This is a genomic window from Vibrio sp. 1S139, assembly GCF_041439475.1.
GTDB classification, from domain to species: Bacteria; Pseudomonadota; Gammaproteobacteria; order Enterobacterales; family Vibrionaceae; genus Vibrio; species Vibrio crassostreae_C.
This window is the reverse complement of record NZ_JBGOOD010000018.1, coordinates 30,810-51,707: the sequence shown is the minus strand read 5'-3', so window position 1 is coordinate 51,707 and position 20,898 is coordinate 30,810. Positions and strand designations below refer to the sequence as shown.

At 44.8% G+C, this 20,898-nt stretch carries 20 protein-coding genes; 9 read left to right on the top strand and 11 right to left on the bottom strand.

Annotated features, from left to right (window positions below; genetic code table 11):
* Window positions 1-137: 137 nt before the first annotated feature.
* Window positions 138-1,670 carry a phospholipase D family protein gene (locus ACED46_RS08525; RefSeq protein WP_371721257.1) on the top strand — a complete coding sequence of 511 codons (1,533 nt, stop codon included), beginning with the start codon at window positions 138-140 and terminating at the stop codon, window positions 1,668-1,670.
* 128 nt (window positions 1,671-1,798) lie between these two features.
* On the opposite strand, the gene nfsA is transcribed toward ACED46_RS08525, so the two are convergent.
* The gene (gene nfsA, locus ACED46_RS08520; RefSeq protein WP_017060948.1) at window positions 1,799-2,521 is read right to left on the bottom strand and encodes an oxygen-insensitive NADPH nitroreductase; all 723 of its coding nucleotides are present in this window, start codon (window positions 2,519-2,521) and stop codon (window positions 1,799-1,801) included.
* Window positions 2,522-2,800: 279 nt separating this feature from the next.
* Between nfsA and ACED46_RS08515 the strand changes: the two genes are divergently transcribed.
* From ACED46_RS08515 to ACED46_RS08485, 7 genes are all read left to right on the top strand, one after another.
* Complete coding sequence (locus ACED46_RS08515) at window positions 2,801-4,045, top strand: NADH:flavin oxidoreductase/NADH oxidase family protein (RefSeq protein WP_371721256.1); 1,245 nt, start codon at window positions 2,801-2,803, stop codon at window positions 4,043-4,045.
* A 236-nt stretch (window positions 4,046-4,281) separates the two neighbouring features.
* Window positions 4,282-5,265, top strand: a complete 984-nt coding sequence (locus tag ACED46_RS08510) for an HAD family phosphatase (protein WP_029235499.1) — start codon at window positions 4,282-4,284, stop codon at window positions 5,263-5,265.
* Window positions 5,266-5,459: 194 nt separating this feature from the next.
* Complete coding sequence (locus tag ACED46_RS08505) at window positions 5,460-6,155, top strand: aspartate/glutamate racemase family protein (RefSeq protein ID WP_065583757.1); 696 nt, start codon at window positions 5,460-5,462, stop codon at window positions 6,153-6,155.
* A 223-nt stretch (window positions 6,156-6,378) separates the two neighbouring features.
* Window positions 6,379-6,501 (top strand): hypothetical protein, encoded by a 123-nt coding sequence (locus ACED46_RS08500; RefSeq protein ID WP_258182976.1) that lies wholly within the window; start codon window positions 6,379-6,381, stop codon window positions 6,499-6,501.
* A gap of 199 nt (window positions 6,502-6,700) precedes the next feature.
* The gene (locus tag ACED46_RS08495; protein ID WP_371721255.1) at window positions 6,701-7,573 is read left to right on the top strand and encodes a radical SAM protein; all 873 of its coding nucleotides are present in this window, start codon (window positions 6,701-6,703) and stop codon (window positions 7,571-7,573) included.
* A gap of 267 nt (window positions 7,574-7,840) precedes the next feature.
* Window positions 7,841-8,077, top strand: a complete 237-nt coding sequence (locus tag ACED46_RS08490) for a YdcH family protein (RefSeq protein WP_017067743.1) — start codon at window positions 7,841-7,843, stop codon at window positions 8,075-8,077.
* 193 nt (window positions 8,078-8,270) lie between these two features.
* On the top strand, window positions 8,271-9,167 hold the full coding sequence (locus ACED46_RS08485; RefSeq protein ID WP_371721254.1) for a LysR family transcriptional regulator: 897 nt from the start codon (window positions 8,271-8,273) through the stop codon (window positions 9,165-9,167).
* A 253-nt stretch (window positions 9,168-9,420) separates the two neighbouring features.
* On the opposite strand, the gene glpD is transcribed toward ACED46_RS08485, so the two are convergent.
* The 5 genes from glpD to ACED46_RS08460 form a co-directional block, all read right to left on the bottom strand.
* Complete coding sequence (gene glpD, locus ACED46_RS08480; protein ID WP_371721253.1) at window positions 9,421-10,980, bottom strand: glycerol-3-phosphate dehydrogenase; 1,560 nt, start codon at window positions 10,978-10,980, stop codon at window positions 9,421-9,423.
* Between the two features lie 287 nt (window positions 10,981-11,267).
* Window positions 11,268-12,062, bottom strand: coding sequence for a DeoR/GlpR family transcriptional regulator (locus tag ACED46_RS08475; RefSeq protein ID WP_004740378.1), 795 nt, complete (start codon window positions 12,060-12,062; stop codon window positions 11,268-11,270).
* Between the two features lie 260 nt (window positions 12,063-12,322).
* Window positions 12,323-13,843, bottom strand: a complete 1,521-nt coding sequence (gene glpK / locus ACED46_RS08470) for a glycerol kinase GlpK (RefSeq protein ID WP_017064019.1) — start codon at window positions 13,841-13,843, stop codon at window positions 12,323-12,325.
* Between the two features lie 59 nt (window positions 13,844-13,902).
* Entirely contained in the window at window positions 13,903-14,757 is an 855-nt protein-coding gene (locus ACED46_RS08465; RefSeq protein ID WP_371721252.1) for an MIP/aquaporin family protein, read from the bottom strand.
* 448 nt (window positions 14,758-15,205) lie between these two features.
* Window positions 15,206-15,628: a PACE efflux transporter gene (locus tag ACED46_RS08460; RefSeq protein ID WP_371721251.1), complete on the bottom strand. Its 423-nt coding sequence runs from the start codon at window positions 15,626-15,628 to the stop codon at window positions 15,206-15,208.
* Window positions 15,629-15,746: 118 nt separating this feature from the next.
* Here ACED46_RS08460 and ACED46_RS08455 point away from each other — a divergent pair, with 118 nt between their 5' ends.
* A complete protein-coding gene (locus ACED46_RS08455) occupies window positions 15,747-16,637 on the top strand; it encodes a LysR family transcriptional regulator (RefSeq protein WP_371721250.1) in 891 nt (296 codons plus the stop codon).
* Between the two features lie 89 nt (window positions 16,638-16,726).
* On the opposite strand, the gene arsB is transcribed toward ACED46_RS08455, so the two are convergent.
* From arsB to ACED46_RS08430, 5 genes are all read right to left on the bottom strand, one after another.
* Window positions 16,727-17,782 carry an ACR3 family arsenite efflux transporter gene (gene arsB / locus ACED46_RS08450; protein WP_102320692.1) on the bottom strand — a complete coding sequence of 352 codons (1,056 nt, stop codon included), beginning with the start codon at window positions 17,780-17,782 and terminating at the stop codon, window positions 16,727-16,729.
* Window positions 17,783-17,891: 109 nt separating this feature from the next.
* Window positions 17,892-18,233, bottom strand: coding sequence for a helix-turn-helix transcriptional regulator (locus ACED46_RS08445; RefSeq protein WP_017064015.1), 342 nt, complete (start codon window positions 18,231-18,233; stop codon window positions 17,892-17,894).
* 192 nt (window positions 18,234-18,425) lie between these two features.
* On the bottom strand, window positions 18,426-18,833 hold the full coding sequence (locus tag ACED46_RS08440) for a glycine zipper family protein (RefSeq protein WP_029235181.1): 408 nt from the start codon (window positions 18,831-18,833) through the stop codon (window positions 18,426-18,428).
* A 31-nt stretch (window positions 18,834-18,864) separates the two neighbouring features.
* The gene (locus tag ACED46_RS08435) at window positions 18,865-19,527 is read right to left on the bottom strand and encodes an START domain-containing protein (RefSeq protein ID WP_371721249.1); all 663 of its coding nucleotides are present in this window, start codon (window positions 19,525-19,527) and stop codon (window positions 18,865-18,867) included.
* The gene (locus ACED46_RS08430) at window positions 19,524-20,687 is read right to left on the bottom strand and encodes a glycosyltransferase family 2 protein (RefSeq protein ID WP_371721248.1); all 1,164 of its coding nucleotides are present in this window, start codon (window positions 20,685-20,687) and stop codon (window positions 19,524-19,526) included. The genes ACED46_RS08435 and ACED46_RS08430 overlap by 4 nt, the downstream gene beginning before the upstream one ends.
* Between the last annotated feature and the right edge of the window lie 211 nt (window positions 20,688-20,898).

Here is a 20,898-nt window from a genome sequence, read left to right as displayed (position 1 = left end):
TAAATTTATACTGGATAATTACCTATAAATTTCAGGCTTTAGCAGTAATAATCAATGAATAGATCGGAATAGCTTGTTCATTGAAAAGCTGTACGGAAAGTTTCTAAAGACGCCATCGTGAAAAGGAAGTCAGATACATGCCTGTGCTCCAACGCATCAGTTTAACGTTAATCTTAATCGCCGTTTTAGGTGGGTGTTCTTCACTTCCTGAAGGCATCGATCATCCAACAGAACCGCCAACCTCTCCTGCACCTAGTTCTTTATCGGTTCTAACCAATGAATTTCAGCCAGAAGCTTTAGAGCAAGGCACCACTGCGGTTCGTCTGCAAGAGTCTGGTTGGGATGCCTTGGCACAGCGATTAGCACTAGTCGAAAGTGCTGAGCACACCATCGACATTCAATACTACATCTGGAACTCTGATGAATCGGGCAGCTACCTAGCCAGCCGTTTGTTAGCCGCGGCTGAGCGCGGAGTGAAGGTTCGCGTAATGCTGGATGATATCAACCTCAACGAACGTGAAGGTTTGCTGTCGGCACTGGATGCGCACCCGAACGTCGAGATTCGTATCTTCAATCCAACACCAACACGCCGTGGCTTCAGTAAATGGCTGAGCTTTGTCGGTGACTTTTCTCGCTTAAATCGCCGTATGCACAATAAGTCGTTTACCGTAGATGGTACTTTGTCTGTGGTTGGCGGGCGTAATATTGGTGATGAATACTTTGACCTTTCTGATGAAATCAATTTCCGAGACCGCGATGTATTAGTCATGGGCTCGGTAGTTAACACCATCCAAACCAGTTTTGTTGAATACTGGAACAGTCGTTGGTCTTACCCTGTCGATATGCTGGGGGATGACGAACAACCTGATCTCTCAAAGATAGATAATATTGTCGTTCCGCACTATCAAAATTACCCTGAATTACCATTAGACCGTGAGGCTGCTGATAGTTTGCTGAAAGAGGTGATTGGTGAGATGACATGGGTGAATGCTCGTTTTGTTTACGATCAACCCGTCCCTGATGATTCAGACAATACCGATGAACCGAAAGCGACCGCGATTCTTCTAGGGAAATTAGCGAGCGAATCGAAACAAGAGATCTTGCTGGAATCCGCTTACCTTGTATTCGATGATGGTCAGCTTGAAGAGTGGCAGGTATTGAACAACAAGGGCGTTGAGATAAAAGCGCTAACTAACTCTATGGCGTCTAATGATCTGGTGACTAATCATTCTGCTTATGCAGGCAGACGTTACGACATGTTGGAGCATGGCATCGATCTGTTTGAGCTAAAACCAGAATCTAAGCTGTGTGAAGCATCGACTCAAGACGTGTCTAAATGTGCGCCTGAGACGGCCTATGGTTTGCACGCTAAATCAGTTGTATTCGACCGCAGCATCGCAAGCATTGGCTCATTTAACTTCAACTTGCGTTCTACCTACCTCAATACGGAATCGGTTTTGATCATCGAGAACAAAGAGATTGCTGAAATGTTAGCTGACACCATTGAGCAAGCGATGAGTGAAGATAATAGCTGGCGCTTGGAACTGGAAGACGGCGATGTGTATTGGTATTCAGGTGATCAACGTTGGGACAGCGAACCTGACACTGGTCAATGGGAACGAATGCAGTCTGGCTTCCTACAATTGTTACCGATTGAGAAATATCTGTAAGCTAGCCGCCTCCGGATAAATAAAAATGTCAGCGTATATTACGCTGACATTTTTGTTTGTACTGCTGTTTGCTGCTAGCTCTAATCGCTTAACGGCTTAACGGCTTAACGGCTTAACGGCTTAACGGCTTAACGCTTGGTCAGCTGCTTGCTGTTTAAGTAAGGCAGGATATGCGGGCGAGATTCGCCAGACAGCTTTTGAGTGATCTGCTGTGACCAACTGCTCTGCTTTTGGTTGCTTGAACGGCTTGCGTAGTAGCTTTGCATTGAATCATCGTAGCTGGCAATTTCATCTAGGCTCAGCGGTTGGTATTGGTTTTCGTGCATTACTACGTGAGCAGGGAGGCGAGGTTTCACCTCTGGTTGTTGTGCCGGGTGACCTAAGCACATCCCGAACAACACGGCGGTGTGCTGTGGCAGTTCTAACAGTTCATCGACTTGTTGTGCGCTGTTACGCAACCCGCCAATGTAAACGCCACCCAAACCTAGAGACTCAGCAGCCAGCATGCAGTTTTGCGCCATGATGCCAGAATCGACCGCGCCAATCAGGGTCAGTTCAGTAAAGTCGGTTTTCACTTCAGGGTTAATTTGAGCGTGGCGTTGATAGTCGATACAGAACACCAAAAACTCAGCCGCGTTCTCCACGTAAGCTTGATTGCCTGCGTATTCAGCTAGCAACTTGCGCTTCTCTGTGTCTGTCACTCTCACGATAGAAACAGCCTGCAGTAAGCTCGATGATGAAGCCGCGAGACCAGCCTGAATAATCACATCAAGTTGTGCTTTTTCAATCGGTTGATTTGTATATTGACGAATGGAGCGGTGCCCCAGAATAGTTTCAATCGTGCTGTTCATAACTCTCAGACAGTCCTTGTGATGATGGCGTAGAGAATCACAATAACGACAATTACCATGAGCGTAAAGGGTGTTCGAGCCTTTCTGGTTGACATATTTCAGCAGCGTCAGCCCAGTTTTTGAGATTCTATTTATAATCGATTAATGCCAGCTGCTATGCCGCTGGCATTTTATTATTGAGCGAAACTTGCTTCGAAATAGGCACTAAATGATAAAAACTGTCGGATAAAATAGGGCATACTGGACTCAATATATAAACCCAAGAAAGTAACCACGCGCATGAATCCGATCTGCCTCAACGACCCTTTTTCTCTTCCTAATGGCCAAGTGATCAAAAATCGCCTGTTCAAATCGGCAATGAGTGAACAGCTAGGTGATAAACATCATAACCCTAAGCAAGGTTTAGTCACGCTTTACCAGCGTTGGGCTCAAGGAGGAATTGGCCTATCCATGACGGGCAACGTGATGGTCGATAGAGGTGCGCTTGGTGAACCTAAAAACGTTGTGTTGGATGAGCAAAGTGACTTAAGCGTATTTCGTGAGTGGGCGAAGGCTGGAACACAAAATGGTTCGCAGATATGGATGCAATTGAACCACCCAGGTAAACAAATCCCTAAATTCTTATGTGATAGCCCGGTTGCGCCTTCGGCTATCTCTTTAGAGCGTGGATTAGAGAAAGGCTTCAATACACCACGAGCTCTGGCTGAAAAAGAAATAATCGCAATCATTGATAAATTTTCGCTGAGTGCAAAGCTTGCAAAACAAGCAGGCTTTACTGGCGTGCAGATTCACGGTGCTCATGGTTATCTCGTGAGTCAGTTTTTGTCTTCGAGACACAATCAACGCCAAGACAAATGGGGTGGCTCACTCGAAAACAGACTTCGTTTCGTGCTTGAGGCTTATCGCGCGATTCGAAAAGAGGTCGGTGAAGATTTCCCTGTCGGAATTAAGCTCAACAGCGCTGACTTTATGAAAGGTGGCTTCACTGAAGAAGAGTCGATGCAGGTTGTTCAAACACTGAGTGATAACGGTATCGACCTGATTGAGATCTCCGGCGGCACCTATGAAAGTCCATCAATGATGGGTTCAAAGAGCAAAGCTGAACCAATCAAGGCCAGCACGGTAAAACGTGAAGCGTATTTTATGGATTACATGGTGAAGGCGAGAAAACTCGTCAGCACACCGCTGGTGGTCACGGGTGGTTTTCGAACCGCGCAAGCAATGAATGAAGCATTAAACACCTCGGCGACCGATTTTATTGGTATTGCACGCACAATGGCGGTTGATCCTGATTTCCCTAACAAGTTAATTGAAGACCCTAGCCACGGCATGCCACTAACGGTGCCAACCACAGGAAAGCCCGCATTAGACAAGATGGCGATGGTCGGGCTGGTTTGGTATGAACATCAAATGTGGCGCATTGCCTCTGGCAAGAATGCTGACCCTAAACTTAGCGCATTAAGCGTGGTGGTAAAAACAATTCTCAGCGCTGGCTGGCACGCTTTCAAAAAGCGCAGAGTGTAAGCAGTCATGGATTGATAAAGCAGAACTTTGAGGAATTGAAGTTCTGCTTTTTTGTTTGTCTCCTTTTAAGTTCTCGATAAATACATCGCAGAGCACCCTCAGCCAGCTTAGCTGTGGCACTAATCTAATACCAACATGAGCATTGGTTATAGTGTTCATAAGTGGCAAATCAGAGTAGACCAACTAGGATGAATTGAATTAAACCCTACAATTAATTCAACAACATGGTAGTTGCTATGAAGAAAATAACCCTCTTATCTGTCGCGATCTTATCCAGTCTCTCTTTCTCATCTTTTGCTAAAGATTGTGATCCCAACTTGCTGCCTTCTTGGAAGGACAGCGAGAGCAAATCCGCTATCGTCGACTTTGTTGGGCAAGCCACTAAAGCTGAGTCTGATACGTTCGTGGCAATTGAAGATCGCATTGCCGTGTTCGATAACGACGGTACGCTTTGGTCGGAAAAGCCTTATTACTTCCAATTAGCCTTTGCACTAGATCGTGTAAAAGAGATGGCGCCTGATCACCCTGAATGGAAAACCGAAGCACCGTTTAAGTTTGTACTCGAAGATGATATTGAGAGCGTTCTGGGCAGCGGTGAAGAAGGGCTATTGAAAATCATCATGGCGACACATTCTGGTATGACTGTTGAGCAATACCAGCAAGACGTTGAGCAATGGCTGACGGTAGCAAAAGATAAACGTTTCAACAAAGCCTACACAGACCTTACTTATCAGCCAATGAAAGAGATGCTGACTTACCTGCAAGAGCATGACTTTAAGACTTATATTGTGTCGGGCGGAGGCGTTGATTTCATGAGAGCGTGGGCTCCACAAGCTTATAATATTCCTACAGAGCAAATCATCGGTAGTGCGCTTAAATACAACTACAGCTACAACGATGGCAAACCAACGGTGACCAAAGATTCGTTGATTTTGACCATTGATGACAAAGCCGGAAAGGTCACTAACATTCAGCATATTATCGGCAAGAAACCTATTCTAGCGGTCGGCAACTCAGACGGTGACCAAGCGATGATGCAATGGGCAACGAGCCAACCCAATTCAATGGCGATGATTGTTCATCACACTGATGCTGAGCGCGAGTGGCAGTACGATCGTGAGTCTCACGTTGGCAAGCTTGATAAAGCGCTAGATGAGGCGAATTCCAGAGAGGATTGGACACTGATCGACATGAAATCAGATTGGTGTGAGGTGTACTAACGCCAAGTATACCCTTGGTCAAAACTTCAAAGGCTCGGATTTTAAATTCGAGCCTTTTTTGTAAGCGGAGGTTTTTGGAATGAATGGTTTGAAAGGAATAAGGTGTTATGGGTTCGCTTTAAGCAAGAACGTACTATAAATTTTCAATGCATGACGGTTTAATCGAGTTAGTCGGAAATTAAAGGAATAGCAAAATGAAAACGATCGGTTTGCTCGGCGGTATGAGTTGGGAGTCGACAGTGAGCTACTACAAATCCATCAACGAGGGCGTTAAAGCCACACTCGGCGGGCTCAATTCTGCAAAGGTTTGTATGTACAGCGTGAACTTCGATGAGATAGAAAAGCTTCAACATCAAGGTCGCTGGGCTGAGACGGCGGATATCTTATCGGACGCGGCTTTATCGGTAGAGAAAGCCGGAGCGGACTTCATCCTGATCTGTACCAATACCATGCATAAGGTCGTTCCTGAGATCGAAGAGAAGATCACGATTCCTATCTTGCACATCGCTGATACCACAGCGCAGAAACTGCTGGAACAAGGAGTGAAGAAAGTCGGATTACTCGGCACGGCTTTCACGATGGAACAAGATTTCTATAAAGGCCGCCTGACTAACAAATTCGGTATCGATGTGGTGATTCCTGATGAGAGTGACCGAGAGAAAGTCCACAACATCATTTATCAAGAGCTGTGTCGAGGCCAAGTAAAAGAAGAATCTCGAGATGTATACCGTCAAATCATTGAGAAGCTAGGCCAACAAGGTGCAGAAGCCGTTATTCTGGGCTGTACTGAAATCGCCCTCCTGATTCAGCAGCAACACACTGATGTTCCCTTGTTTGATACCACAGCCATTCATGCAGAAGCGGCTGTACGTTTGGCGACGAGTGACTAACTTCTAGTTCTTATTCTTAGTTCCATAGCTGTCCTATTTTCGCTCTTGTACGATTTTCATTCGTTGAAGTGAAAGTTTTTTGTACAAAAGCAGGTCGTTAGTTAAAGAAGCGATGCTTTGTTCATTAACCAAGGCCTTATCGGTAGGTAAGGTTTTAGTTAATGACTGAGGTATCCGCGCTTTTAAGCACTATGCTTTAGTCATGACCGAAAGAGGATTTATTATGAAATGGCTTATCTTATCTGTAACGCTGTTATTCGTGGCAGGATGCCAATCGACGGGGTCTCAAGAAGCACAAGTCGGTGACGACATGAATCGAGTTCATACCCAAGGGTGCAGCAGCTAATCTTCTTTTGTGGAAACACATTTTCAGCTGCTCCGGTAGAGAGTTACCCCTACAAAGCCTTGTGTTGTCACAAGGCTTTTATTTTATACAAAATCTAAAAAATGATTCGACTATATCGCGAATTATCAATGAATACTGGTGTTGATAAACTCTGTTTTATTAAAGCACGCTCTCGTGCTTATAGACCGGAGAAACCAATATGAATTACGAGGGAAAAGTATATCGTCCATGGACAGAGGCGAAGAGCATTCTGATTCAAACCACTTTAGGTTGCAGTATCAACACGTGCACGTTCTGTAATATGTTCAGCGATAAACGATTCAAGGTTTGTGATATTGAGGATGTGTTTAAAGATATCGAAGAAGCTCGCCTGATTTATCCTTATGTTGAATCAATTTTCCTTATCGATGGCAACGTGATGGCCGCCCGCACGGATTATCTCCTTAAGATTTTGGATAAGCTTCGTCATACCTTTCCAGAAAGCAGAAAAGTATCGCTCTATAGTGGTTTGAACGATTTCCGTCGTAAAAGCTTGAGCGAACTTAAAGAGCTTAAAAGTGCCGGTCTCACTATGGCTTATGCGGGGTTGGAGTCAGGCGATGCGGTTGTACTCGACAACATCAAAAAGCGCATGACACCAGAACAAGCGATCGAAGGCATGGAATTAGCCAAAGAAGCCGGCATTGAAACCTTACTTTCGTTTATCTTCGGCCTTGGCGGTCGTGATCGATCACGTGAACATATTGTCGAGACCACAAGATTACTGAATATCATGAAGCTTGAGCAGATAGCGCCAATGGCGTTAGCGATTCAGCCAGGAACCGTGATGGAACAAGAAGTAAAAGATGGCAAGTTCGTTATGCCGACGCAACTTCAGATCTTAGAAGAAGAAAAGTATCTGCTTGAGAATCTAAACATCGACACTTTCTATTGGGGCGACCATGGTAATAACATCGTGACTCAGAAAGGTTTCCTGCTTGATTCAAGAGAGCAATTTTTGGCTAAGGTGAACCATGCGATAGCATCAAACCCAATGGCTAAAGACAGTGTTATTCAGACGTTTGCTTGGTAGCGTTTAGTTAAAAACGATACTTGCAGGCTAAGTAAAAATCGAAAGAAGTATTGTTTTCGAGGCGGGATAATCGCCATAAACCTACTTCCGTTACTGAGACAATTCAAAATCAGCAAAGCCATTTTCTTGGTGGATGTTGTAAATTTGTGAATCTGAATTGTCTATATTCTATGCTGTGTACTGGATCTCATTTGTTATTTGACTCCCTTGCTAAGGTTAATAATGAATGCGTAATACCAATCACTTTACTCAACTTAAGAGGTTTCTATGCTAGGTGAAAATCATTCTCTTGTTCACGAATTTCCTGAAATGAAAGATAAAATTGCTGAGCTTGTTAAAACTGACGATGGCTTTGCAGCAGACATGAAGACGTACGACAACCTTGATAAAGAGATTCGTAAGCTTGAGCTGAAAGATTCACCCATTGATGACGGCTCGATGCACCAACTGAAACATGATCGTTCTGTACTGAAAGATGCACTGCATGCACGTTTAACTGGCTAGTGAGCTAGTAATTTTGCTGATTAGCTAAATGGCGAATTGCAGACTTAGACAAAAAAACTCCTTCGGGAGTTTTTTTCGTTTTGGCACAATAACATCTTCACAATTCAACTGAGTTAATACGTTGTATTGTTATGTGAATGACGCATAATGAGGGTTACTGGTACACGATTTTTAAGATTTTATTGGTAATCTCATGAATATTGAACACCTCAAATTGTTTGTTCGTTTAGCTTCCACACATAACATCAGCATGGCTGGGCAAGAGCTTGGTTTGTCTCCTGCTGTTGCAAGCTCGCACATCAGTAAACTGGAAGACAATTTAGGCGTTCGCTTGGTCCACCGAACCACTCGTAAGGTCTCTTTAACCGAAGAGGGGGAAGCATTCTTACCTCATGCTGAAGAAGTGTTATCGAGCGTGGATGCTGCCAAATCGGCGGTCGGTGTGGGTTGTGATTCTCCAACCGGAACGTTGCGAGTTACCGCATCTGCGTCTTTTGGACGTTTGCATCTTGTTCCTGCCTTACCTGGATTCTTAGAGCGCTACTCTGGGTTAAAAGTCGATCTCAGGCTATCAGATTCGATGGTGGATGTTGTTGAGGGTGGCTTTGATATCGCGATTCGTATCTCGGAGCTGAAAGACTCGACTCTGATTGCCCGAAAACTTGCGACAGACAAGCGTATTGTGTGTGCATCGCCTGATTACTTAATCAAATATGGTAAGCCAGCCACACCTCGAGATCTTAACGATCATCAATGTATTAGCTTAATTGGTTTAGAAAACTGGACCTTCAATGCTGAAAGCGGGCCTAAGACGATTAAGGCATCTGGGTCGTTCAGGGCAGATAACGGGGAAGCACTGCGTGACGCTGCAGTCGGTGGGCTTGGTATTACAGTGACGTCGAATTGGTGTGCATATGAGCAACTGAAAAGTGGTCAGCTGATTCAAGTGTTGGAAGATTACCCACTCACCTCAGAACCTGCGATCTGGGCGGTGTATCCAAGTACTAGGCTGCTTGCTCCCAAAGTAAGAGCGTTTATTGATTACTTCTCGGACTACTACGGTAACCCGCCGTATTGGGAGAAAACATAGAGACAAACGTTATTAAAGCGCTGACATGGTGAGCGTTTTTAAATGTGTTGTTTCGTTGAGATAAAGAATAGCAACCTTTTGTGAAGTTGATAATCAACCGGATTAATAAAACACTATTTAGTTTTTGTTGAAAATAGAGGTGTGAATAAAGTCTCAGGCTGAGCGGAATAGCAGACAATAAAAAAGCTTAGCGTGGGGAGCGCTAAGCTTTGTCATTATTTATATTCAGGAGCGGATGGTTTTGCTAGAAGAACTAACCGACTTGAGAAAAGTTCACCACAGTGCTTTCAAGATTCTCTTTTAAGTAGCTAGAAACTGCATGCTGCTCTGTTTCACTTAAGTACAGGCCAAGCTTGGTTCTGCGCCATAAGATGTCTTCGTCTGTCATTGCCATCTCTTGGTTGATCAAGTAATCAATCTCAGCTTGGTAAACACCGTGTGCTTCGCTTGAGAACTGGATGCCAAGGTCCGCCTCACATGTAGCGCCTTCAAGCAGGTCCCATGTGTAAGTACCAAATTGAGTCACATAACGTAGTAACAGTGCTTCTGATATCCAAGGGTACTTGGTGTGGATCATCTTAGCGAGCTGTTCTCTGCTGCAGCTGAAGTTACCACCCGGTAGTGTGTCGTTAGCTGTCCAAGGTGCGCCCATGTGTTTCAGGTAAGGTTCTAGCTTGTTCAGTGCCGCTTCGCCGAGTTTACGATAAGTGGTCAACTTGCCACCGAAGATCGAAAGCAGTGGTGCTTGATCTAGCTCTGCGTCCAATTCCAATGTGTAGTCACGAGTGATCGCTTGTGGTGAGTCAGATTCATCGTCACAAAGCGGTCTTACGCCACTGTATGTCCAGACCACATCGTCACGCTCTAGTTGCTTAACAAAATGCTGGTTAACGATATCAATTAAGTAATCAACTTCCACATCATCGATAGCCACTTCGCGAGGATCGCCTTTGTATTCAAGGTCGGTGGTGCCGATGATCGAGAACTTATCTAGGTAAGGGATCATGAACACAATACGATTGTCTTTGTTTTGCAGAATGTACGCTTGTGGTTCGTCGTGAATGCGTGGCACAACAATGTGCGAGCCTTTGATCAGACGAATATTACGAGGCGAAGCCTGCTCTAATCCATCATCAAAGAACTGCTTAACCCAAGGGCCAGCCGCGTTAACCAGCGCTTTCGCTTTACGTTCAAAACGTTGGTTTGTCATCACATCAAGAATCGTTACATGCCAAATGTAGCCTTCGCGGTGCGCTTTTTCAACTCGGCAGTAGTTGCGTACTTCTGCGTTGTTTTCTTTCGCCGCCAACACGTTCAGCAATACCATACGCGCATCATCTACCCAGCAGTCTGAGTATTCGAAACCTGTTTTCATTTCTGGTTTAAGCAAACCTGATTGAGCCAAGTTCACCGTTTTACTTCCAGGAAGCGTCGTACGTTTACCTAAGTTATCGTAAAGGAATAGGCCACAGCGGATCATCCAAGCCGGGCGTAAAAATGGTCGGTGCGGTAAACGGAAACGCATTGGTTGTGCAACGTGAGGTGCTTTTCTCAGCAACACTTCACGCTCTGCAAGTGCTTCTGAAACTAAACGAAACTCATAATGTTCAAGGTAACGTAAGCCACCGTGGATTAGCTTTGAACTTGCAGAAGACGTCGCAGAGGCGAAATCATTTGCTTCGTATAAACCAACGTTTAGACCACGACCAGCAGCGTCTGCCGCGATACCCGCACCATTGATGCCGCCGCCAATAACGATTAAGTCTAGAGTTGAAGATGTACTATTGTTTGAATTAGTTTGTTGAGCACTCATGGTTTTGACCTCTTTCTGAGCGAACGAGCATTTTAGAACATAATTGAATCGTATATTAACTTTCGTTTGCGGTCATTTATTATTTTCGTTTATGCGCGTTTTATGTGATTTGCGCATAAAAAACCTTCGCTTATGACAGCGAAGGTTCCAAATAACTCTCATTCGAGCATAGAAGTGATATTAATCATGTTCAAGTGCGACTTTCCAAGTAACAAAAAAGCCCATTATCGATAAAGTGATCTATCAATAATGGGCTCTTTTAATGAACATGATTTCTGAGCGTTTTTTTATTCGTCCGACGCTAGTGGTTGAGACGCGGTCTCGATCACTTCCAATGGGATCGATGAATCCTTGAGGATGTTCAGGATCTCTTCTGGTGGCTGTTTATTGGTGAACACCATGTGTGCTTGAGAGATGTTACCCAGCTTAACCATTGCGTTGCGACCAAACTTACTGTGGTCGACTGCCAGGAAGATGCTGCGGCTGTTTTCGATGATAGCTTGCTTCACTCGAACTTCATGGTAGTCAAAATCAAGCAGTGAGCCGTCAAAGTCGATGCCGCTGATCCCTAGAATGCCGAAATCGAGGCGGAACTGCTTCACGAAATCGAGTGTTGCTTCACCCACGATACCGCCATCACGGTTTCTCACTTCGCCACCTGCCAAGATAACCTTTATCTCTGGGTTTGGTAGCAGGATACTGGCAACGTTGATGTTGTTAGTCACGACTCTGAGTTGTTTGTGGTTTTTGTTCAGCGCGCGTGCCACGGATTCTGGTGTGGTGCCGATATCAACGAACAAGGTTGCACCATCTGGAATGTGTTTAACCAGCTCGTCGGCAATCACATCTTTTTCATTGAAGTTAAGCGCTTTACGCGTGTTGTAAGAGGTGTTTTCTGAGCTAAGAGGAATGGTTGCACCACCGTGATAACGACGGATTTTGTTGCTATCAGCCAGCTCATTGAGGTCTCGTCTGATGGTTTGTGGGCTAACATCGAACTTCTCTACGAGCTCTTCGGTGCTCACATATCCTTGTGTTTTTACCAGGTCTACAATCTGCTGGTGTCTTGGTATCTGCTTCACTTAACTTACCACTCCCTGCACGCTATGGGCTCTAGCGCGTCACAATCGAAAATATTAACTCGCGCTATTGTGCTCGAATTGATGAGGAGAGAGAAGTAATGATAGTAAGGAATTATGTCCAAACCGCAAAAACGTTGATCAAAACATGAAAAATTGGCTCCAAACGCAAAAAAGAGCACAAAATAGTGCTCTTTTTAGTTTCGTTTACTGAGGAACGAACAATTCAATCGATAAGAGAGTGATTATTCGAACGCTCGATTTTACTCTTCGTCGTCATCGTGCAGCTCAGACCAAACTTGTGCACATTTGATAGCACGCTTCCAACCTTTGTAACGGCGGTTACGTTTCTCTTCGTCGTGGTGCGGCATGAAGGTGCGGTTAAGAACGGCTTTGTCTTGAAGCTCGTCAATGCTGTCCCAGAAACCAACCGCTAGGCCAGCAAGGTAAGCGGCACCAAGAGCCGTTACTTCCGTTACTTCAGGGCGGTGAACCTCAGTATCAAGCACGTCTGATTGGAATTGCATTAGGAAGTTGTTCGCTACTGCGCCGCCATCAACACGTAGGTTTGCTAGCTTGATGCCAGAGTCCGCTTGCATCGCGTCTAGTACGTCACGCGTTTGGTAAGCAATACCTTCCAAGGTTGCACGGATGATGTGGTTAGAGTTAACACCACGAGTCAGGCCAACAATCGTACCGCGAGCGTAAGCATCCCAGTATGGTGCGCCTAAACCAGTAAACGCAGGGACTACGTAAACGCCGTTTGAAGAATCTACTTTGGTTGCGAAGTACTCAGAGTCTTCTGCGCCAGCCAGTAGTTTCATTTCATCACGTAGCCATTGGATTGATGCGCCGCCCATGAATACTGCACCTTCCAGTGCGTATGCAGGTTCGCCTTTAGGGCCACATGCCAGTGTGGTTAGAAGGCCGTTTTTCGATGTGACTTTCTCTTGGCCTGTGTTCATTAGAAGGAAACAACCAGTACCATAAGTGTTCTTAGCTTGGCCTGCTTCTACACACATTTGACCGTAAAGTGCAGCTTGTTGGTCACCCGCAATACCCGCGATTGGAATACGAGTACCGCCTTTACCACCAAGGTTCGTTTGACCGTAAACTTCAGAAGAACGCTTCACTTCTGGCATCATTGATGACGGGATCCCCATTTCATCAAGTAGCTTTTGATCCCAGCATAGGTCGTTGATGTTGAACAACATAGTACGTGACGCGTTAGTGTAATCCGTAACGTGAACACGTCCTTGAGTCATCTTCCAAACCAACCAAGTATCAACCGTACCGAACAGTAGTTTGCCAGCTTCAGCGTCTTCGCGAGCGCCTTCAACGTTGTCTAGAATCCATTTTACTTTGGTACCTGAGAAATACGGGTCAAGGACTAAGCCAGTATTGTCACGTACGTAGTCTTCTAGGCCACGCGCTTTAAGGTCTTCACAGATGTCGGCAGTTCGGCGACACTGCCATACGATTGCGTTGTAAACCGGTTTGCCTGTCTCTTTGTTCCATACAATAGTAGTTTCACGTTGGTTGGTGATACCAATGCCGGCTAGCTCATCGCTGCGAATGCCTGCTTTAGCCAAAGCTTCAACCAATGTAGAGCTTTGAGTCGCCCAAATTTCCATTGGATCATGCTCAACCCAGCCAGCTTTAGGATAAATCTGGGTAAACTCTCGCTGAGAAGAACTGACGATATTTGCATCATGGTCGAGAATTACGGCGCGTGAACTTGTTGTTCCTTGGTCTAGGGCAACAATGTATTTTTGCTCGGTCATGGTAAGAGTCCTTTTTCTTTTGTTATTTATATTTTAGTAAATGTAGGGTCGCTTAGGAATTAAGCTTGAGCTTGTTCAGCTTCTTCTTCTGTTTCACATTGGTTTGGAATTGTGCAGCCTTGGCCTTCTACTGGTAGGTAAGCACCGATAACACGTGGGTACAACCAACCACCAAAACACGCACCAGCAATTGGAGCAAGAATTGGAACGATGAAGTAAGGAATATCACGAGCACCGCTTAGTGCGAAATCCCAACCTGCAAAGTAAGCGAACAGTTTTGGTCCGAAGTCACGAGCAGGGTTCATTGCAAAGCCAGTCAGTGGACCTAAAGAACCACCGATAACCGCGATAAGAATACCGATCAGTAGAGGGTTCATTGTACCGTGAGATGCGCCGTTGTTCTCATCACCTAACGCTAAAATGGCAAACATCAACACTGCAGTAATCACGAATTCCACAGCAAAAGCGCCGAAGAAAGAAAGTGAAGCATGTGGGTAAGTCGAGAAGATACCAGCAGTTGATAGTGCGTCTTGGCTGCTACGAACGAAGTTATGTGCGATTTCGTAGTCAGTAAATAGGTTGCTGTACAGGCTGTAAACCAATGCTGCAGAGCAGAAAGCGCCAAGCAGTTGCGAAATGATGTAAGGCACCACTTTTGCTTTATCAAAGCCATGGAACATGGCCAGTGCAATCGTTACGGCTGGGTTGATGTGTGCGCCTGAAACGCCGGCAGTACAGTAAATTGCAATCGCAACACCGAAGCCCCAGATGATGCTGATTTCCCATTGTCCGAATGTCGCACCAGTTAATACCAGAGCGGCCACACAGCCAACGCCAAAGAATATGAGTAATCCTGTACCGATAAATTCAGCCAAGCATTGCCCAAATAAAGAAGGGTGTTTGTTTGTTGTCATGTTCGAGTCCTTTTTAGTTTTGCTTATCTAGCACGTGTATTGTGCATATATTTGCGAGCTCGAAAATAAACGAACATTAAAAGTGAGCGTTTGAGCATAAAATTGTTAATTAAAGTCACTTGAAATGTTAATCCGAACACTTTCGCTCGGAAAAGATGCTCGCATGAACGTCATTGCTCGAATTGATAGGTTGCGAAGCCGCTCAAACTACCTATATGTAAATGAATGCGCAACTGGTACGAGGAGTTTATGTTTGGATTTGTGATACTACTTCGTGAGTGGCGGATTATTAGACTTAATTAGGGAGGGCTGTGTGATGTTTTTGCTATGTAACAAGGGAGTTAACAAATGAGCTTATATGCATAAATGAATAAACTGCCAACTATGTTGTAGTTTGGCAGTTTTCATTTGGGTGTATGTTCTTGTTATACGAGACGAACTTACCGCTCTAAACCAGAGCTGCCACTTTTCCTTTCGCAACCAATTGATATCGAACCGAGTCATACGCCCAGTTGAACGCAATCGCGTAAAGTACGAAGAAAATAACTAGGCCGATGTCCATGATCAGTACGGTTAGGAAGTCGAGTTGTAGAACCCACATCAAGACAGGTAGAGTCACTGTCATTAAGCCAAGCTCAAAACCTAATCCGTGCAGGATACGTGTTTTCGTGGTTCTTTTGCTTCGGTCTGCTCCGTAAATTTTGTCGTAGCCATAGTTGTAAACGTAGTTCCAAGCCATCGCTATCAATGATATTGCGAGCGCTAAGCCTGCCATTTCACCTGCGCCGTTTCCTGTAATATAGGTTGCAAGCCCTGCCATCAAAACCAATTCAAATAGCACCATGTGCAACATGCGTTCTTTATGTGACATTTTTCTAACTCTCTTTACGATTAAATAGCCGCCGATGGGCTAAATAATATCTACTTAAGTGATAATATAAAGATAGTTAGCATCACATATAGTGATAGTAAGTTTTGGGAGACACCGAATGTACAACATTGAACAACTGAAAATGTTTGTGTATGCCGTTGAATTAGGGTCATTTTCTGCCAGTGCTCGTCATTTGGGGAAGGTGCAGTCGGCGGTGAGCCAAGGCATCAGTAATCTTGAAATAGATTTTAATGTTGAGCTTTTTGATCGTTCGACTCGAAAGCCTTCACTAACCAAAGCGGGCGAGCAGTTATTTAAACAGGTGAAAGCGATCGTGCTTCAGGTTGAAGATCTGAATGTGACGGTTAGTGCGATGGGCAGTGGTGAAGAGGGGCTCATCAAAATTGCATTAGATGATTCACTATTGGTCCCGAATCTATCTAAGATCCTTAGTCAGTTCAGTCAACAATTCCCTGCGACTGAAGTGGAACTGGTTGCGTGTACCACGACAGAGGTCAATCCGTTAATTATCGAAGAGAGGGCCGACATTGGATTGATGTTTACCAACTTGGCTTTTGATGTCGGTTCTGAGCCTTGCTTTATCGGTCACTTACCGTTTATTGCTGTGTGTCATCCAAGTCATGCGCTCGCAAAAACAGGTGTGGCGAAACTCACTGACTTACTCCCGCATCGTCAGTTAATGTTGAGGGGAGACAAAGGCAAGGTGATGGACCAGTTTCCGCTGATTGCCGGAAAGGTATGGTGGTCAAACAGCTTTATCGTCATTAAAGAGATGATTCTTGGTAGCGATATCGGTTGGGCATACTTACCGAAACACCTTGTTGAAGAAGAGCTTATTAAACAGCGCTTGGTAGAGGTGAATGTGTCATTTGACCATAAAACTTGGTCGCCTCCGGTTGATCTTGTTCTGTCTAAAACACGCTCAAAAGGTCCTGCATTACTTTGGCTTGAACAAGCATTGAAAGGCCTATTAGACGAAACTGAATAAAGAAAAGGCTCACCGTTTAACGTGTGAGCCTTTCTGTTCAAAGTGATGCTGCTTTTTGTTAGTTCTAGTTCTAGGTGTAGACGTAGATGCTATACGCTAGGTTTAACCGTCTGACCGTTGTAGTACTTGTCTTTCATCTTAAGCGCCACGTTCACAAGGTAAATCAGCACAGGGACTTCAATCAGTGGACCGATAACGCCTGCAAACGCTTGGTCTGAGTTGATACCGAATACTGAGATAGCCACGGCAATCGCTAGCTCGAAGTTGTTACCTGTTGCTGTAAATGCAATTGATGCGTTCTTGTCGTACTCGATGCCCATCTTTTTACCGATGAAGAAACTGATGAAGAACATCGCAGTGAAGTAGATAGTCAGTGGAACCGCAATTAATAGAACGTCCATTGGCAGTTCAACAATCATTTCACCTTTCAGGCTGAACATCAGAACGATAGTCGCCAGTAGTGCAATCAGTGTGATTGGAGAGATGCGTGGAATAAATACGTCGTTGTACCACTGCTCGCCTTTCATCGACACAAGGATCTTACGGCTTAGGAAGCCCGCTAGGAATGGGATACCTAGGTAGATAAGTACACTGTGTGCAATGTCGATCATCGAGATATCAACCAACATGCCTTCGTAACCAAATACTGGTGGAAGAACGCTGATGAACAACCACGCCATAAAGCTGTAGCTCACCACTTGGAATGCACTGTTTAGAGCAACCAATGCCGCGCCGTACTCTTTGTTACCGCCGCCGATGTCGTTCCAAACCAGAACCATCGCCACACAACGAGCAAGACCAATCAGAATCACCCCAACCATGTAACCTGGGTGGTCTCCCAAGAAAGTTAGTGCCAATACAAACATCAGAATTGGACCAACGATCCAGTTCATGATCAAAGAGAGCTTAATGGCTTTCTTATCTTTTACCACAGTGCCTAGCAGGTTGTAGTTAACCTTAGCCAGAGGTGGGTACATCATTAAGATAAGGCCAACCGCAAGCGGAATGTTAGTGGTGCCAACAGACATTGAATCGTTCCACTGTTCGATCTGTGGGAATAGGGTGCCGAGTAGTACACCAAGGCCCATGGCAATAAAAATCCACAGTGTTAAGTAGCGATCTAGAAAACCTAACTTTGGTTTCATGATAATCTCTCTTAGTTGATATCGTAAATCGTCGAAAAACGATTGGTTGTGGCAAAAAAACACGCTTAAAAGTAAAGGCTATCAAAGCCGATCATTCAAGCGTGAACTTCTATTTTAAAATGCTGTTAAATATCGATTCGAAGCGTTGAATATTGTCGCGGTCGATGCGGTAACACATCTTCGGCGGAATCGACTCAGCCGTAATAAAACCTGAGGCTTTCAATATTCTTAAGTGCTCTGATACCGTTGATTGAGCTAAACCCAATTCACTCACCAGATCACTGTTCAAGCAGCCGCCCGATTTTTCTAACGTGGAAAGGATACTCAATATACGTATTCTTGCTGGGTGAGCGAGTGCTTTCGCCAGTGCGGCCATTTGCTTTTCTGCTTTAGCATCACCGTGTTCGATGGGCAGAGAACAGCCACCAGATGTCGAGCAAGTTGAGTTCATATTGACGTCTCACTTTCATTAATCGTTAAAAGACGATTAATGATAAGCCTATTTTAAATAGGGGTCAATGCTCACTGTCTATTTGAACGAACTTTAAGGTGGCGATTCAGGGACTATGGTTGAACTCTGCTTTGACTCAGCTACGCAAAATGGCGTGAACATCGATTAAACGCCATTTTGCTCGGTTATCCGCTAGTTAAGAACGGTATAGCCTCGGTTGATCATACAGTTACGATTCACTTGAAACTTCTGCTGCTCAGATAGCTCGGCGGATTGTCTTTTTTGAGCACCGTGCTTTAAAGCGCCGCTGATAATACCGATGCCAGCACCAATTTTTGCACCATCATGACCACTCCCGCCAGAGACGGCTCCACCAACCGCACCCAGCGCTGCACCCTTAGCGGTTGAACCGACAATATCGCTGCCAAGAGAATCGACCTCTTCAGGCTTCACTTGTTGAGCGTATTGCTCACATTCATACAGATCGGCGTGATACTGTGTTTCATCAACACCTTTAGTATCGACAATGATTTGATTAGCAAATACTGAACTTGATGCTACAAGCAATATCGCTGCGATTGGAGAGAATGGAAATTTCACAATATAGACCTCTAGAGTATTCATTGCATTGTTAAAGTGACGTGTAGTTCTCGATGAAATCAAGGCGACGATCGGTGTACTCACCAGAATCCAACATCTTAGATAACCCGCGAAGCGTGTTGTAAGGCTGAGAAACGGCCACCATGTTAATGAGCCAATACGGAATATCGCCACCTGGATCACTCAATACTCGATAAGAGATATGGGTGGTGTTTTCGTCGATTGGTGTCAGGATCCAACTCGCCTCTAATTCAGCCACTCTGATGATTTTTTTATTATTGTTTGGTAGGTAATCAGGCCTACCATGCTGATCAATGGTGACAACCATCGTCTCTGGATCTTGAGTGATGACGTTCTCTACGATAGCTTCACGATCGGCAACTGGCCAAGGTGCCTTGGTATAGGTTTTGGTGATCGTGTGCGCCGCACTAAAATGCTCTATTTCTTCCATGTCATCGATGTTTTCTACCCATTGCGTGCCAACAGAGGTATCGATAAAGAGTGCGATAATAGAAGTGAGGGGCGCGTTGATGTCGCCTTCTGCTCGAAATTCTTTAAAGTGACTGCCTTCAATTTTACGGTTATAAACCTCGATGCCTTTTTTATCGCGTGCCAGTGACCAGCCATCGGTGTCTGATGCAAACACCGAAACTGAACAAGCAAGAAGAAGCAAAGTAATAATCTTATTCATCATGTTAATGAGCGCCCTTTCCAGCTGATTTTATTGGTTTTAGATAAGCGGTAACTGTTCAGCACGAGTAGGCTTTGAACACAAATACCGAAGGGTACGGTTAACGCAAATTTTGCGGGAACAAACAGTTCCTTAACCAAAATGAAGTAGGTGACGATCGACACCAAGAGCATCACAGAGCTGACAATGAACGAATAAGCATGAATGGCAGACATGTCACTGATGAAGGCGTTCGCCGATGCCAGCATCAAAAGCGGTCCCGCCCATGCGATGATGTTGGCTTTGATGAAGACTTTTAAAGCTTGTGCTTGTGATTGACAATTCACAATAAGATTCATGTTTTTGGAAAAGCCAGCCCAGATTGAGTTGAAGTCTGAATACATGTGCGTACTCATTAGTTTGTCTGCAAATGCCCAGAAAATCTTAAATCCATTGACCTTCATGACTTTTGCAAAGGCGATGTCTTCCGATATCGCGTTTGCTACTGCGGCGTGTCCACCGACTGCGTCGTAGGATTTTCGGGTAAACAACATCGCCTGACCGTTAGCAATCGCTTCTTCCTTAGTCATGTCGTTCGAGTTTTTAAAGTTCATATAAGATGCGATCGATAGAAAGATGCCCGGCAAGGTCGCTTTTTCTGCCACAGACGCAAAAGTTTGTTTTGGATTAAACGATAAGAGATCAGTTTTTTGTTGGATAGCAAAGTCGATAACGCTCTGTAGCATCGCGGGTGCTGAATCGGTATCTGCATCAATGAAATACACATATTCACCGCTCGCGTTGAGTGCGCCAGCCATACATGCATTGCTCTTACCAAGCCATCCGGTCGGTAACGTTCTACCTGAAATACAGCGCGCGTTAACGTCGAACTTACTGATCAATGCTTCTACTTTTGCACGGGTTGAGTCAGTAGAAAAGTCATCAACAACAATGACTTCAAACTTGTCTTTTGGGTAGTTCTGCTTCAATAGAGAGCCAAGGCTGATTTCAATATTGTCTTCTTCATTTCGCGCAGGAATAATGACGGAAACAGTCGGCCACTCAGTTCTTTTGAACGATATTTTAGGTTCAATGTGAATACGATGGCGCTCTAAGTTCGCAAGTGTGATTAGAAACTTGACGGTAACGATGCAAAGCAAGGTCGTAATAATAGCTAAAATCATAATGACTGTGGTCGGAATAAAGTGATGGAGAGACAGGAAAGAATATAGTGGAGTGTGACCTAACGCACATCTTGTATGTAGGACTTAACCCTTCAAACTGGAATGCGCTTCTGTTAGCGTTTGCCTTGGAAAGATGTGAAACAGTGACTGACAGGCGGTAAAATAAGCATTGTATTCACCAGCGACTCTAGCGATATAATCGAACCCAGAA

Excerpts from the sequence above, each read along its gene's own strand:
- ACED46_RS08525 (WP_371721257.1), top strand. The coding sequence starts at position 138 with ATGCCTGTGCTCCAACGCATCAGTTTAACGTTAATCTTAATCGCCGTT.
- ACED46_RS08455 (WP_371721250.1), top strand. The coding sequence starts at position 15,747 with ATGTACAACATTGAACAACTGAAAATGTTTGTGTATGCCGTTGAATTA.
- ACED46_RS08500 (WP_258182976.1), top strand. The coding sequence starts at position 6,379 with ATGAAATGGCTTATCTTATCTGTAACGCTGTTATTCGTGGCAGGATGC.
- nfsA (WP_017060948.1), bottom strand. The coding sequence starts at position 2,521 with ATGAACAGCACGATTGAAACTATTCTGGGGCACCGCTCCATTCGTCAA.
- ACED46_RS08495 (WP_371721255.1), top strand. The coding sequence starts at position 6,701 with ATGAATTACGAGGGAAAAGTATATCGTCCATGGACAGAGGCGAAGAGC.
- ACED46_RS08430 (WP_371721248.1), bottom strand. The coding sequence starts at position 20,687 with ATGATTTTAGCTATTATTACGACCTTGCTTTGCATCGTTACCGTCAAG.
- arsB (WP_102320692.1), bottom strand. The coding sequence starts at position 17,782 with ATGAAACCAAAGTTAGGTTTTCTAGATCGCTACTTAACACTGTGGATT.
- ACED46_RS08510 (WP_029235499.1), top strand. The coding sequence starts at position 4,282 with ATGAAGAAAATAACCCTCTTATCTGTCGCGATCTTATCCAGTCTCTCT.
- ACED46_RS08490 (WP_017067743.1), top strand. The coding sequence starts at position 7,841 with ATGCTAGGTGAAAATCATTCTCTTGTTCACGAATTTCCTGAAATGAAA.
- ACED46_RS08515 (WP_371721256.1), top strand. The coding sequence starts at position 2,801 with ATGAATCCGATCTGCCTCAACGACCCTTTTTCTCTTCCTAATGGCCAA.
- ACED46_RS08465 (WP_371721252.1), bottom strand. The coding sequence starts at position 14,757 with ATGACAACAAACAAACACCCTTCTTTATTTGGGCAATGCTTGGCTGAA.
- ACED46_RS08445 (WP_017064015.1), bottom strand. The coding sequence starts at position 18,233 with ATGAACTCAACTTGCTCGACATCTGGTGGCTGTTCTCTGCCCATCGAA.
- glpD (WP_371721253.1), bottom strand. The coding sequence starts at position 10,980 with ATGAGTGCTCAACAAACTAATTCAAACAATAGTACATCTTCAACTCTA.
- glpK (WP_017064019.1), bottom strand. The coding sequence starts at position 13,843 with ATGACCGAGCAAAAATACATTGTTGCCCTAGACCAAGGAACAACAAGT.
- ACED46_RS08485 (WP_371721254.1), top strand. The coding sequence starts at position 8,271 with ATGAATATTGAACACCTCAAATTGTTTGTTCGTTTAGCTTCCACACAT.
- ACED46_RS08435 (WP_371721249.1), bottom strand. The coding sequence starts at position 19,527 with ATGATGAATAAGATTATTACTTTGCTTCTTCTTGCTTGTTCAGTTTCG.
- ACED46_RS08460 (WP_371721251.1), bottom strand. The coding sequence starts at position 15,628 with ATGTCACATAAAGAACGCATGTTGCACATGGTGCTATTTGAATTGGTT.
- ACED46_RS08505 (WP_065583757.1), top strand. The coding sequence starts at position 5,460 with ATGAAAACGATCGGTTTGCTCGGCGGTATGAGTTGGGAGTCGACAGTG.